The organism is Bradyrhizobium oropedii (genome assembly GCF_020889685.1).
In the GTDB taxonomy this organism is placed as follows: Bacteria; Pseudomonadota; Alphaproteobacteria; order Rhizobiales; family Xanthobacteraceae; genus Bradyrhizobium; species Bradyrhizobium oropedii.
The window spans coordinates 1-12,327 of sequence record NZ_JACMYO010000223.1 but is presented as its reverse complement, the minus strand read 5'-3'; the positions used below and the strand labels follow the sequence as shown (position 1 = coordinate 12,327).

The 12,327-nt window shown below is 64.5% G+C and carries 12 protein-coding genes and 1 pseudogene; 6 read left to right on the top strand and 7 right to left on the bottom strand.

All coding sequences use genetic code 11. The features are described from left to right. The first annotated feature begins 27 nt into the window (after positions 1 to 27). Both prmC and H8A95_RS37435 read left to right on the top strand, forming a co-directional pair. Entirely contained in the window at positions 28 to 909 is an 882-nt protein-coding gene (gene prmC / locus H8A95_RS37440; protein ID WP_229187634.1) for a peptide chain release factor N(5)-glutamine methyltransferase, read from the top strand. A gap of 496 nt (positions 910 to 1,405) precedes the next feature. Further along, on the top strand, positions 1,406 to 2,191 hold the full coding sequence (locus H8A95_RS37435; protein WP_229187633.1) for a DUF4167 domain-containing protein: 786 nt from the start codon (positions 1,406 to 1,408) through the stop codon (positions 2,189 to 2,191). Between the two features lie 65 nt (positions 2,192 to 2,256). Here the strand turns inward: H8A95_RS37435 and H8A95_RS37430 are convergent. Beyond that, positions 2,257 to 3,008 (bottom strand): annotated as a pseudogene (locus H8A95_RS37430) (class I SAM-dependent methyltransferase). Between the two features lie 184 nt (positions 3,009 to 3,192). Here H8A95_RS37430 and gloB point away from each other — a divergent pair. Then, a complete protein-coding gene (gloB, locus tag H8A95_RS37425) occupies positions 3,193 to 3,960 on the top strand; it encodes a hydroxyacylglutathione hydrolase (RefSeq protein ID WP_229187632.1) in 768 nt (255 codons plus the stop codon). Continuing rightward, positions 3,960 to 4,394, top strand: a complete 435-nt coding sequence (locus tag H8A95_RS37420; RefSeq protein ID WP_229187631.1) for a cupin domain-containing protein — start codon at positions 3,960 to 3,962, stop codon at positions 4,392 to 4,394. Before gloB ends, H8A95_RS37420 begins: the two co-directional genes overlap by 1 nt. Before the next feature lie 75 nt (positions 4,395 to 4,469). On the opposite strand, the gene H8A95_RS37415 is transcribed toward H8A95_RS37420, so the two are convergent. From H8A95_RS37415 to H8A95_RS37400, 4 genes are all read right to left on the bottom strand, one after another. Beyond that, positions 4,470 to 5,063: a hypothetical protein gene (locus tag H8A95_RS37415; protein ID WP_229187630.1), complete on the bottom strand. Its 594-nt coding sequence runs from the start codon at positions 5,061 to 5,063 to the stop codon at positions 4,470 to 4,472. Positions 5,064 to 5,220: 157 nt separating this feature from the next. Beyond that, the gene (yddG, locus tag H8A95_RS37410) at positions 5,221 to 6,093 is read right to left on the bottom strand and encodes an aromatic amino acid exporter YddG (protein WP_229187629.1); all 873 of its coding nucleotides are present in this window, start codon (positions 6,091 to 6,093) and stop codon (positions 5,221 to 5,223) included. Between the two features lie 148 nt (positions 6,094 to 6,241). Further along, entirely contained in the window at positions 6,242 to 6,967 is a 726-nt protein-coding gene (gene phbB / locus H8A95_RS37405) for an acetoacetyl-CoA reductase (protein ID WP_229187628.1), read from the bottom strand. A gap of 268 nt (positions 6,968 to 7,235) precedes the next feature. Further along, on the bottom strand, positions 7,236 to 8,414 hold the full coding sequence (locus H8A95_RS37400) for an acetyl-CoA C-acetyltransferase (RefSeq protein WP_229187627.1): 1,179 nt from the start codon (positions 8,412 to 8,414) through the stop codon (positions 7,236 to 7,238). A gap of 313 nt (positions 8,415 to 8,727) precedes the next feature. On the opposite strand from H8A95_RS37400, the gene phaR reads away from it, so the two are divergent. Next, positions 8,728 to 9,318 (top strand): polyhydroxyalkanoate synthesis repressor PhaR, encoded by a 591-nt coding sequence (phaR, locus tag H8A95_RS37395; RefSeq protein ID WP_229187626.1) that lies wholly within the window; start codon positions 8,728 to 8,730, stop codon positions 9,316 to 9,318. Between the two features lie 191 nt (positions 9,319 to 9,509). Here the strand turns inward: phaR and H8A95_RS37390 are convergent, their stop codons facing one another. After that, entirely contained in the window at positions 9,510 to 11,201 is a 1,692-nt protein-coding gene (locus tag H8A95_RS37390; protein ID WP_229187625.1) for a putative bifunctional diguanylate cyclase/phosphodiesterase, read from the bottom strand. A 219-nt stretch (positions 11,202 to 11,420) separates the two neighbouring features. Between H8A95_RS37390 and H8A95_RS37385 the strand changes: the two genes are divergently transcribed. Continuing rightward, positions 11,421 to 11,705 carry a hypothetical protein gene (locus H8A95_RS37385; protein WP_229187624.1) on the top strand — a complete coding sequence of 95 codons (285 nt, stop codon included), beginning with the start codon at positions 11,421 to 11,423 and terminating at the stop codon, positions 11,703 to 11,705. A gap of 6 nt (positions 11,706 to 11,711) precedes the next feature. Here the strand turns inward: H8A95_RS37385 and H8A95_RS37380 are convergent, their stop codons facing one another. Then, a complete protein-coding gene (locus H8A95_RS37380) occupies positions 11,712 to 12,182 on the bottom strand; it encodes a YybH family protein (protein ID WP_229187623.1) in 471 nt (156 codons plus the stop codon). Positions 12,183 to 12,327: the final 145 nt, after the last annotated feature.

The window sequence follows — 12,327 nt, the reverse complement described above, 5'->3', positions numbered from 1 at the left end:
GTTGGTGTTGCGCAAGGAGGCCGCTTGATGGCGCCCGCGGTCAACGCAACGGTCGAAGCGGCGCGGCGTGCACTCGCCGCCCGGCTGCAGGCCGCCGGCAACGAGTCGGCCGAGCTCGATGCGCGATTGCTGGTCGGTGCCGCGCTCGGCCTCGATTTGACCGGCCTCATCACGGCCGCAGCGCGGATACTGACGCCGGAGCAATCGGATCTCCTCGAAGACCTCGCACGGCGTCGCCTCGCCGGCGAACCGGTCGCGCGCATTCTCGGCATCAAGGAGTTTTGGGGCCTGCCGCTGCATCTCTCCGCCGCGACGCTGGTGCCGCGGCCCGACACCGAGACTGTGGTCGAGCGTGCGCTCGAGCTGCTGCGCGCCGAGGGCGCGACCGAGCGCGCGCTGCGGATCGCCGATCTCGGCACCGGCTCCGGGGCGATCCTGCTGGCGCTGCTCTCGGAACTGCCACACGCGCATGGCTTCGCCACCGACATCGCGCCGGAAGCGCTGCGGACGGCGAGCCGGAACGCCGCTGCGCTTGGGCTTGCGGATCGCACCACATGGATCGAATGCGACTATGGCAGCGCCCTGACCGGCAGCTTCGACCTGATCGTGTCCAACCCGCCCTACATCCCCTCGGCCGACATCGCCGGTCTCGACATCGAGGTGCGCGCGCACGACCCGCGCGCGGCGCTCGACGGCGGCCCCGACGGGCTCGACGCCTACCGCGCGCTGATTTCGCAATCTGCGGGTCTTTTGACCCCGCATGGATTTCTGGTTGTGGAAATTGGGCAGGGCCAGAGCCGCGACGTTGAAGCGCTGATGACGGCTTCCGGGTTATCCCCAACGGGGTCGCCCAAGGCCGATCTCGGGGGCATTCCGAGGGCCGTTTCTGCCCGTCGGCTGCCCCGATAAAGTCCTATTGGAACGCAAAAAAACCTCTTGGATTATCCCCCGGGAACGACTACGTTCCGGGCACAACATCGGTGCTGGCCCCGTAATCCGTTACGGGTGATGACCAGGGTTCGGCAGAGCCCGCCGATCGAAAGGTTCCAGGAACGCAGGTCTCATTGAGCGCAATAGCCGAAGCTGTGCTGCTCTCGACCGCCAAGCGAACGAAAGCCTGTTATTGCGCTTGAAGACTTATGCACGAGAACTGGGCCTGTCTCAACGGGCGGAATGATTTGGTCGCTGGCGCGTTTGGCCGGCGGTTGGGGAACGCGTCTTTGCTGCACGCGACTTTGCTGAACGAGATGGTCGGCGACATCGAAACCACTTCGAACGGTATTGCGATTCCGTGTGCCTAGGCGCGCGCCGAATCGGACTCTGGGAATCGAACTTCTGAGAAATCGGACTTGAGAAATCGGACTGTGGACTGCAATCACTTCAGGGCTGGAATAAAAGGCGACAGATGAGAAACGGTCAGAACAACAAGCGGATGCGCAACCGGAATAACAACAACAATAATAACAACAACAATAACCGGCGCGGCCAGAATCCCCTGACACGGGTGTACGAATCGAACGGACCCGACATCAAGATCCGCGGCACGGCCTCCCACGTGGCCGAGAAATACGTCCAGCTTGCGCGCGATGCGCGCTCCTCCGGCGATCCGGTGGCAGCCGAAAACTACTACCAGCACGCTGAGCACTACTACCGGATCATCGCAGCCGCGCAGGAGCAGTTCCGGCAGAATCAGCAGCCGCCGCGTCCCGACGCCGAGGTGACGCCAGCCGAAGACAGCGACGACGACAGCGACGGCTATTCGAGCTTCGGCCAGGAGCCGGGCTTCGTGCCGCAGCAGCAGCAACCCTTCATGCGCGACAACGGCCAGCAGCCGTACCAGCAGCGCGAGCAACAGCCGCAGCCGCCGCGCGAGCATCGCGAGCGTGACCAGCAGCCGCGTGAACATCGCGAACGCGAGCATCGTCCGCAGCCGCAATACCAGCCGCAGCCGCAGAACCAGCCGCAGCCCGCGATGGCCGATGCCGGCGGCGTCGATCGGCTGCCCTCGTTCATCACCGGCGGCGCGCAGCCGCAGGTCAACGGTGGCGCCTATGAAGGCAACAATGGCGGCGCAGAACGCGGCGAACGAAGCGAGCGCTTTCCGCGCCGTCGCCGCCGTCCGCACGGCCCGCGCGCCGACATGGCGGCGCAGCCCGCGCCGAGCGACGACTTCACTCCGGGCAACGAGTAACACAACTATGCGGCCACCCTCCCCTGAAGGGGGAGGGTGAATAATCCGCGTCACGGCGGCGTCGTCTACGACTCCGAATGACTCGACTTGCGCGTCGCCGTCGAGGACGGCACCAGCACCGGACGCAACGACGGGATCAGCTGCGTGCGCTCGCGGCGCGCGGGGATCGCGCGATAGACCTGCTTGCTCGCTTCCACGATATGCACGCCGGCGAACGGCATCGACAGCGCAGCACCGACGCGCTCCCACGCCATCGCCGAACGCAAGAACCAGCTGCCCTGCACCGGCGGCATGAACAGCGCCTCGCCCCATGACGACGGCGTGAACCAGGTCTGCCGCAACAGCTGGGTGATCTGCGCCCGTGAATAGGGCCGGCCATGGCGAACGGCGTCGCATCGGTGCGCGTCCAGACACCGCGGCGATTCGGGATGATCGCGATCAGCCGCCCCGACGGCGACAGCACCCGCCACACCTCGCGCAGCAGCCGCTCGGGATCGTCGGACATCTCCAGCGCATGAACCAGCAGCACGCGGTCGACTGCGGCATCCGGCAACGGCATCGAGAATTCATCAATCAGCGTCGCCAGCGCCGGCCGGCCGGTCGGCCATTTCAGCACGCCCTGGGCCGCCGGCATGAAGGCAATGCAGCGCTCGCAGGTATCGCGAAACAGGCCGAGATAGGGCGTCGGATAGCCGAGGCCGAGCACGCGCTGGCCTTCCGCATTCGGCCACCGCGCGCGAATGCCACGGTTGATCAGCTGCCGCGCCACGATGCCGAGGCGCTGCGAATAGAAGTCGCGGAGGTCGATGACGTCCATGGTCGTTAGCCTAACATGCCCCTTGCTGCCGGGGAGCGCCGAAAATTGCGTTGCCGCCGGAGCGTTAACGCCATATTTCACACCTATATTGGGCGCGTTAAGAGCATGATCCGGGAAAGTCGGCACCGGTTTTTCGAAGAGATCACGCTTCTGACCGTCCGTCCCGTTTGTTCGTGGAGATATCATGACCGCCGAAATTCGCACCTTCAGCTGCCTCACCGACAATTTCGGGTACCTGATCCACGATCCCGCGACCGGCGCGACCGCATCGATCGACGCGCCGGAGGCCGGCCCGATCATCAAGGCACTGGAACGCGAAGGCTGGACGCTGACCGACATCCTGATCACCCATCACCATGGCGACCATGTCGGCGGCGTCGCCGAACTGAAGCAGAAATACGGCTGCCGTGTCGTCGCCCCGCACGACCAGTCGGCGAAGATCGCCAATGTCGATCTGCGCGCCGCCAATGCCGACGTCATCAAGGTCGGCAGCCTGCTCGCGCGCGTGGTGGAAACGCCCGGCCATACGCTCGACCACATCTCCTACGTGTTCGACGGCGAGAAGGCGGTGTTCGCCGCCGACACGCTGTTCTCGATCGGCTGCGGCCGGGTGTTCGAAGGCACCTATCCGATGATGTGGGATTCGCTTTTGAAGCTGCGCTCGCTGCCGGACGATTTTCGGCTGTATTGCGGCCATGAATACACCGCTTCGAACGTGAAATTCGCGCTCACCATCGAGCCCGACAATGCAGCCTTGCAGGCGCGCGCGGCGGAAGTCACAAAACTGCGCGCCGAGAACAAGCCGACGATTCCGGTGCTGCTCGGCGACGAGAAGAAGGCCAATGTGTTCCTGCGCGCCGACGAGCCTGTTGTCGCAGCCAAGCTGCACATGAAGGGCGCCGACCCGGCCCAGGTGTTCGGCGAGCTGCGCGAGCGCAAGAACAAGTCGTGATGGCCGAGCTCTCGGCTGCCGACATCATCGCGCGCCTCGACCTGAAGCCGCACCCGGAAGGCGGGCACTATCGCGAGACATTTCGCGATGAGCGCGGCGACGCCAACGGCCGCGCCCATTCGACCGCGATCTATTTCCTGCTCGCGCGCGGCGAGCGCTCGCACTGGCACCGCATCGACGCGGTGGAGATGTGGCACTATTACGCGGGCGCGCCGCTGACGTTGTGGATCGCGCGGGACGACAATTCACCGCACACGATCACGCTTGGTCCGGACGTCGCACACGGCGAGCAACCGCAGGCGATCGTGCCTGTTGGTGCTTGGCAGGCAGCAGAAAGCAGCGGCGACTGGACGCTGGTCGGCTGCACCGTCGCGCCCGGCTTCGATTTCGCGAAGTTCGAGCTGGCGGCGAAGGGCTGGGAGCCGGCTTCGTAGGAACCGCTCTTGTAGGATGGGTAGAGCGCAGCGAAACCCATCAACCGTCGCACAACGAAGACACCTGATGGCCCGCTAGTCACGGAGTGCGCGAGTCAACAGCTCCGCGATCCTTGCCGACAGTTCCTGAGCTTCACCTGAGGTCATGCCTTTTGCCACCGGGTTGAAATCAGTCATCATGGACACGTACAAGCCATCAGGAAGCGCGTGTCGATAAGCCCTATCGCCCAGAATTTCATGAAGCTTGGACCAAGCACGCACATCCAACGCTCGCTTCGCCAAATAGAAATTCCGAAAGGCGAGACTGAGCGGATATCTACGAAGCTCGTCCGGGTCTTCCAGAGAGTACTCGACGAGTATAGCGCCATACAGCGGGCTCAGAAGATCGGCGAAGTGGACGAACCTCCGGTACGCAATATTGCCCAATGTCCTGGCTCTCGGATCGAGCCGACCCGACGGTCCGCAAAAGGCTTCGCCTTCGGTGCGCAATTCCACGACGCCACCACGAACAACCAATTGCTCAACGGGCCCCGCGATTCCAATCACGTTCGAGGCCGTGAACTTTCCTCCCGCTCCTTGGAGCGGTGTTTCAGCTCTTACTTTGTCGAGCGCCTGCTTCAGGTTCGCCTCACCTACGAAATAAGCCAGCTCCAAGAACGGTGCATCCAACATCATTTCCCGGTAGCCCCAGATAGTGTGGTGATCTGCCTATCTTGTAGAACGAAACTCGTCGCTAACTCACTTCGTCGGATGGGTAGAGCGTAGCGAAACCCATCAACCTTTATCTGCGCGGCAAGATGATGGGTTTCGCTGCGCTCTACCCATCCTACGTTCTTTTTCTCAGCACCATGTCCTTCGCCGCGATCAACCCGCCGCCGGCGATCAGGATCGCGGCGATGGCGATGTTGGCGCTGGGCTTGGCAAAGCCGGCCGCGATCAGGAACGCGGTCGAGAGCAGCGGCGTGGCGTAGGACGCGGCGCCGAGCACCCGGATGTCGCCGCGCTTCATGCCGATGTCCCAGGCGAAGAACGCAGCCCCCACCGGACCGATGCCGAGCGCCACGACCGCAAGCCATTGCAGCGGCGCCGCAGGCCACACCGTGGTCTCCACCATCATGTGCACGGCTGCTGCGAGCACCGCAGTCGCAAGACAGAAGCCCGCCACCGCATCGGTCGGCACCGCCTTGAGCCGGCGCGACATCACCGAATAGGCGGCCCAGACGAACGCAGCAACGAAAGCCGCCGCGAAGCCTGGGATCTGCTCCCTTGTGAAGCTGCCGGTGTTGCCGGCGAACAGCAGCACTGTGCCGGCAAGGCCGAGCAGCGCACCGACAATGTGATGGATCGCCAGCCGCTCGCCCGGCAGCAGCGACGAGAACAGCACGATCAACAGCGGCCAGAGATAGTTGAGCAGGCCGGCCTCGGCGGGCGGCGCGTAGCGCAACGCCAGGAAATACAGCGCGTGATAGCCGAACAGGCCGCCGACGCCGACGACCCAGGCGATCAGCGGCTGCTTCAACGCGCCGAACGCGGCCGGACGCAGCAGGAAGCTTGCGAACGCGACCGCGGCCCCGATCGCAAACGTCATGGCGGCGAGCTGGAACGCCGGGATTGCCCCGGTCGCGACCGTCATGACCGACAGCAGCGACCACATCAGGATGGCGGTCAGTCCGACAAGGGTGGCAGTTCGGGTCGTCATCTCTATTCAATCCGTCATGGCTTGCCGGCGTCACGGCCAGCCACGTCCTTGCTTCGCGCCCCGCGGTTGTAGCGACGAAAATGCCCGGCACAAGGCCGGGCATTGAGAGTTGATCGGGTGCGCCTGCGGCGCGACGACGCTTCTCGCGTCAGGCGTGATACTGGCCGCCGTTCACGGTCAGCGTCGAGCCGGTGATGAAGCCCGCATCGTCGGCCGCGAGGAACACCACGGCGCGCGCGATCTCCTCGGGTTCGCCGAGCCGGTTGACCGGAATCTGCGGGATCACGTTCTTCTCGAGCACGTCCTTCGGCACCGCCTGCACCATCTCGGTGTTGATATAGCCGGGGCAGATCACGTTGACGGTGATGCCGCCCTTGGCGTTCTCGAGCGCCAGTGCCTTGGTGAAGCCGATATCGCCGGCCTTCGCCGCGGAGTAGTTGACCTGGCCGAACTGGCCCTTCTGGCCGTTGATCGAGGAGATCGAGATGACGCGGCCGAACTTGCGGGCGCGCATGCCCTCGATCACCTGGCGCGTCATGTTGAACAGCGAGCCGAGGTTGGTGTTGATCACGGCATTCCACTGCTCGAGCGTCATCTTGTGGAATGCGGTATCCTTGGTGATGCCGGCATTGTTGACGAGCACATCGACCGGCCCGAGATCGGCCTCGACCTGCTTCACGCCGGCCGCGCAGGCGTCGAACGATGAGACGTCCCACTTGTAGACCGGAATGCCGCTATCCGCCTTGAACTTCTCCGCCGCAGCGTCATTGCCGGCATAGCTTGCCGCCACCTTGTAGCCAGCCGCTTTCAGCGCCTTGCTGATCGCAGCTCCAATGCCCCGCGTTCCGCCCGTCACCAATGCAACACGTGCCATGTCCGTCTCCTCCTTGGCCGTCTTTTATAACCGGATCTCTCCGGTCTGCGCACTCACTCAACAAAGCGCGATGAGATTAGGCTGAATCGTCATCGCGCTTTAGCTCCTTTTTTTGAGCATGATCTCTTCGGAAAACCGCTTCACACTTTTCCGGATCATGCTCTCGAAACAAAAATGCCCGGCGCAAAGCCGGGCATCTTTTCTATCAGCTCGCGCTGCGGTTGACAGATGATCTTTTCATCACCTAGCCGGCCTCGCTGCCTTTTGTTCAGTCGCGTGCAACGCACATAGCAATGCCCATGCCGCCGCCGATGCACAGCGTCGCGAGGCCCTTCTTGGCATCGCGCTTCTGCATCTCGTGCAGCAGCGTCACCAGCACGCGCGCGCCCGATGCGCCGACCGGATGGCCGATCGCGATCGCGCCGCCATTGACGTTGACCTTGGCCGGATCCCAGCCGAGGTCCTTGTTGACGGCGCAGGCCTGCGCCGCGAACGCCTCATTGGCCTCGATCAAATCGAGGTCGGCGATGTTCCAGCCGGCCTTCTTCAGCGCGGTGCGGGAGGCCGGGATCGGCCCGGTGCCCATGATCTTGGGGTCGACGCCGGCCTGGCCCCACGAGACGATGCGGGCGAGCACCTTCTTGCCCTGCTTGGCGGCTTCCTTGGCGGTCATCAGCACGACGGCGGCGGCGCCGTCATTGATGCCCGAGGCGTTGCCGGCGGTGACGGTGCCGTCCTTCTCGAAGGCGGCACGGAGCTTGGCCATCGCGTCGATCGTGGCGCCATGGCGCGGATACTCGTCGGTGTCGACCACGATGTCGCCCTTGCGGGATTTGATCGTGACCGGGACGATCTCGTCCTTGAACCTGCCGGCCTTCTGCGCCGCCTCGGCCTTGTTCTGGGAGCCGACCGCGAACTCGTCCTGCTGCGAACGGGTGATCTGGTACTGCTTGGCGACGTTCTCGGCGGTGTTGCCCATATGGTAGCCGTTGAAGGCGTCCCACAGCCCGTCCTTGATCATGGTGTCGACCAGCTGGAGGTCACCCATCTTGACGCCGCCACGCAGGTATTGCGCGTGCGGGGCCATGCTCATGGATTCCTGACCGCCCGCGACAACGATCGACGAATCGCCGTTGAGCAGCGCCTGGTAGCCCAGCGCCACCGTGCGCAGGCCCGAACCGCAGAGCTGATTGACGCCCCAGGCCGGGCTTTCCACCGGGATGCCGGCCGCGATCGAGGCCTGGCGGGCCGGATTCTGGCCCTGCGCGGCGGTGAGGATCTGGCCCATGATGACTTCGGAGACCTGACCGGCCTCGACGCCGGCACGCTCCAGCGCCGCCTTGATGGCGATCGCGCCGAGGTCGTGGGCCGGCGTGGTGGCGAACGCGCCGTTGAAGCTACCGACGGGGGTGCGGGCGGCGCTGACGATGACGACATCGTCTGACATGGACATCTCCTATGGGTTGTAGCTGGGTTTCTCGACGGCGGGCGGCCGGTTTGGCGGGCCTGTCTCTTGATGACTATCCTGTAAACCTCGTTGAGACATGTCAATCGAACTGTCGCGCAAATTGCGCCGCGACGCACTCAAAATGACGCTCCTGGCACTTTCCTGAGCAATACCTTTGCTTTGGAATTAACCGCACAGCACAAAACGGTAGCCGAACGGCTTTGAAAATGCTTACCTTTGCTGCGATGCGTTGCATTTAGCCCTGCGGCGATGCCGTTGGGTTCCAGGTTCTTCGGCGTTGAAGTGAGAGCCCATGGCAAAATCTGAACAACCGACCACGATCAAGAAATACGCGAACCGGCGGCTCTATAATACCGGTACGAGCACCTATGTGACGCTCGAGGATCTCGCGGCGATGGTGAAGGAGGGCGAGGATTTTCTCGTCTATGACGCCAAGACCGGAGACGACATCACCCGCTCCGTGCTCGCGCAAATCATCTTCGAACAGGAAAACAAGGCCGGGCAGAACCTGCTGCCGACCACCTTCCTGCGGCAGCTGATCCGCTTCTACGGCGACAGCATGCAGATGGTGGTGCCGAAATATCTCGAGCAGTCGATCGATACGCTGACCCGGGAACAGGAGAGATTCCGCAAGCAGATCGCGGGCGCCCTGAGCGGGACGCCGTTTGCTCCCCTGGAAGAACAGGTCCGCCGCAACATGGAGCTGTTCCAGCAGACCTTCTCGATGTTCAAGCCGTTCGTGCCGCAGCGCGGCGGCACGGAGCCCGAGAAAGTGCCGGAGCCCGCGGCCGACGATGGCAACATCGACGACCTGCGCCGCCAGATGAAGGACATGCAGGAACGCCTCGAACGCATGTCGCAGCCGACGAAGAAGGACGAGTAGGTTTCTCGTCTCAGTCGCTGGGCTGGCCACCTCTGAATCCCGTCACCCTCAGGAGCGCGCATTGCGCGCGTCTCGAAGGGTCGACGGCCCCGCCGGGCCGTGCATCCTTCGAGACGCCGCTACGCGGCTCCTCCAGCGACAAGGGCGAAGCCTTTGCGCGGGGATGACGGTCGTTCTAACCGCGGTCCAAGTCAGCCCGTGGCGGGCACGACCTTCTCCGGCGGCGCATTCCACGGCCGGTCCGGCGAGGCGAGACCGATCAGGCGGCCCTGGATGAAGTCGCAGCCCCATTCGCGCAGCATCGCGGCGGCTTCCTCGTCCTGCACCCATTCGGCGACCGTCTTGATTTCAAGCCGGCGCGCGAGATCGATCAGGGTTTGCACGAAGGCGCGGTCGTCGGCCGAGCGCACGATGTTCTGCACGAAGGCGCCGTCGATCTTCACGATGTCGACGCCGAGCTTGCGCAGGTTGCGGAACGAGGTGTAACCGGCGCCGAAATCGTCGATCGCGATCCGGCTGCCGAAATTCTTCAGCCGCGTGACGAAGCCGCGGACGTCGTCGATGTCCTGGATCGCGACCGTCTCGGTGATCTCGACGATCAAGCGCTCGCCGACGCCGGGATGTGCGCGCATCAGCGATTCGATGGTGGCCCACCAGTCCGGATCCATCGTGGTGTCGGGCGAGATGTTGAGGCTGAGCTGCACACCGGGGGCGGCGGCGAGCTCGGCAATGGCAAGCTCCAGCACGCGATGATCGACCAGCCGGATCAGGCCGAGCCGCTCGGCGACCGGCACGATATCTGGCGCAAGCAGCGCGCGGCCGTCGTCCTGCTCCATGCGGACCAGGCACTCGTAGAACGCAGGCTGCCGCAAGCGCGCGTCGACCACCGGCTCGAAGCCGATCACGATGCGGCGCTCGTTCAGCGCGGTGACGATCTCGTCGGTGACGCGGATGTTGACGCGGCGCTGGGCATCGCGCTCGACATTCGGCTTCCACAGCGCGAACGATCCGGCGCGGCGGCTCTTGGCCGCATCGAGCGTCTCCTGGGCGCGATTGACCGCCTCCTCCGCCGACTTCGCATGGCGCGGGATTGTGACGGCGCCGATCGAGACCGTCACCGACACCGGGCCGGACTTGGTCGGCACCACCTCGTCGCGGACCGCGGCGAGGAAGCGCTCGGCCGCGACATTGGTGTCATCGACGGTGCAGTTGCGCAGGATCAGGCCGAACTTGTTGCCGGAGAAGCGGCCGAGCATGTCGCCACTGCGCAGCCGCGCACGGATCCGCTTCGCGACCTCAGCGATGACGGCATCCGCGACATCGAAGCCGAAGGCATCGTTGACGCGCGCCAGATGGTCGATGCCGATCAGCATGAAGGCGCAGGACGAGCGGAAGCGTGCGCATTCCTCCATCGTCTCGGCGAGCGAGGCGACCAGATGGGTGCGGTTGAGCTCGTTGGTCAGCGGATCGTGCCGCGACAGTTTCAAGAGCTGCTCGTCGCGGGCGTGCCGCTCATTGTTGATGCGGACGACGCCCTGCACCAACGCCGGCCTGCCGTCGGCGCCGGCAAACCAGCAGCCGGTCTCCTCGATCCAGATCAGCGGCGCCGAGGTGACGGCGCGTACGCCATATTCGATCCGGTAGGGAACGCCCTCCCCGCTCCGCACCGGCGCGGACTGGCCGAGCGCATCCGATCGAACCGAGCGCATCGGCTCGATCAGCTTGGCGAGCTCGGCGCCATTCGCCAGCGCAGCGGCCGGGATGTCAGGGAATACCGTCGCCGCATTGTCGCTCCAGGCAATCGCGTCGCTCGCCAGGTCCCAGGCGAATGTCGCTTGGCCGAGCGAGGCGAGGACGCTGGCAGCTGGCGGGACAGAGGGCATCGAACATGTCTCGATTTGGGACGGCGCCCGGTGATTCTACACGCTCTCAAGATAGTGGTTCCGGCGAATCCAACGCTAGGAGAAGTTGATAAATAATCTGGAAACCACGTTTTCGAGTGCCGTGGAACGAACTGGGGATGGCGGGCATGACCCTTGCCATGAGGGTGTTGCAGAGGGACGCCACGTCCCAAACTATGACGCTCCAACGGGTCGCAGGCGATGCTCGATATCGATCAATCAGAGGTCCTGGACGGCGAGTTCACAGAGACTGCCGGGGTGACCAGCACGGCCCTGGTGCCCCTGGCCGCGGCGACCCATTGGGCGCCCAAGATCCCGCTGCCCCATGCCGACCCGTCATTTATGGCCCACCTGATCGCCACCGCCGCCCATGAACCGCAGACGCGCGGCCTGCGGCGTGGGTCATTGGCCGATGCGCAGAGCGCCTACGGCCCGCATGTCGACGAACGCCGCAGCGTGGCGCGACGCACCCGGCAAATCATCTAGACAGGATTAGTGGGCCTTGACCGGCCGGTTGCCGTGGCTGTCCTGCGGCACGCCGCGCCGCAACGACATGTGGGAGTGAATGCCGAGCCAGCGCCCGTCGGGCTGGCGCGCGAGGATGATCGTCGCACGCCCCGGCCGATCGAAGCGGCCGCCGTCCGGATTGAAGCCGGTGCTGGTCCACGGCGTGATCACCGTCGCCATGCCGCCGTCGGCGCTGATCAGCACCTCCGTGTGCGCGAGATCGAAGGCGAAATCGGCGGTGCGCGGCCAGACATTGTCCCATTGCATCTCGGTCCAGCGGGCGCGGCCGTGGATGAGTTCCTGATAGGTGCCGAACGAGATGATGTCCGAATGCCAGAACGGACGGGCGGCAACATAGTCGACCGCCCTGACGCAGGCGGCGAACCGTTCGAGCCAGTCAAAGATCGATTGCGTTGTCGTCGGATCGGCGATCGGAAGGGGCGTTTCTTCGCTCATGGCTCCCTCCGAAAACGCTCTAGCGCTGTGGCGTGTCCGGCGATGGCTGGCCGCCCGGCTGCAAATCGGGCGAGGCGACCGTGGGCTTTGGCGCGGACGGATCGAGCAGCACGGATTCCGCGACCGACGTCGCCGGCGGAACGGG

Bases quoted from the DNA above. Each gene is read 5' to 3' on its own strand.
- phaR (WP_229187626.1), top strand. From the start codon at position 8,728: ATGGCAAAATCTGAACAACCGACCACGATCAAGAAATACGCGAACCGG.
- gloB (WP_229187632.1), top strand. From the start codon at position 3,193: ATGACCGCCGAAATTCGCACCTTCAGCTGCCTCACCGACAATTTCGGG.
- H8A95_RS37420 (WP_229187631.1), top strand. From the start codon at position 3,960: ATGGCCGAGCTCTCGGCTGCCGACATCATCGCGCGCCTCGACCTGAAG.
- H8A95_RS37380 (WP_229187623.1), bottom strand. From the start codon at position 12,182: ATGAGCGAAGAAACGCCCCTTCCGATCGCCGATCCGACGACAACGCAA.
- yddG (WP_229187629.1), bottom strand. From the start codon at position 6,093: ATGACGACCCGAACTGCCACCCTTGTCGGACTGACCGCCATCCTGATG.
- H8A95_RS37400 (WP_229187627.1), bottom strand. From the start codon at position 8,414: ATGTCAGACGATGTCGTCATCGTCAGCGCCGCCCGCACCCCCGTCGGT.
- H8A95_RS37390 (WP_229187625.1), bottom strand. From the start codon at position 11,201: ATGCCCTCTGTCCCGCCAGCTGCCAGCGTCCTCGCCTCGCTCGGCCAA.
- H8A95_RS37385 (WP_229187624.1), top strand. From the start codon at position 11,421: ATGCTCGATATCGATCAATCAGAGGTCCTGGACGGCGAGTTCACAGAG.
- H8A95_RS37435 (WP_229187633.1), top strand. From the start codon at position 1,406: ATGAGAAACGGTCAGAACAACAAGCGGATGCGCAACCGGAATAACAAC.
- prmC (WP_229187634.1), top strand. From the start codon at position 28: ATGGCGCCCGCGGTCAACGCAACGGTCGAAGCGGCGCGGCGTGCACTC.
- phbB (WP_229187628.1), bottom strand. From the start codon at position 6,967: ATGGCACGTGTTGCATTGGTGACGGGCGGAACGCGGGGCATTGGAGCT.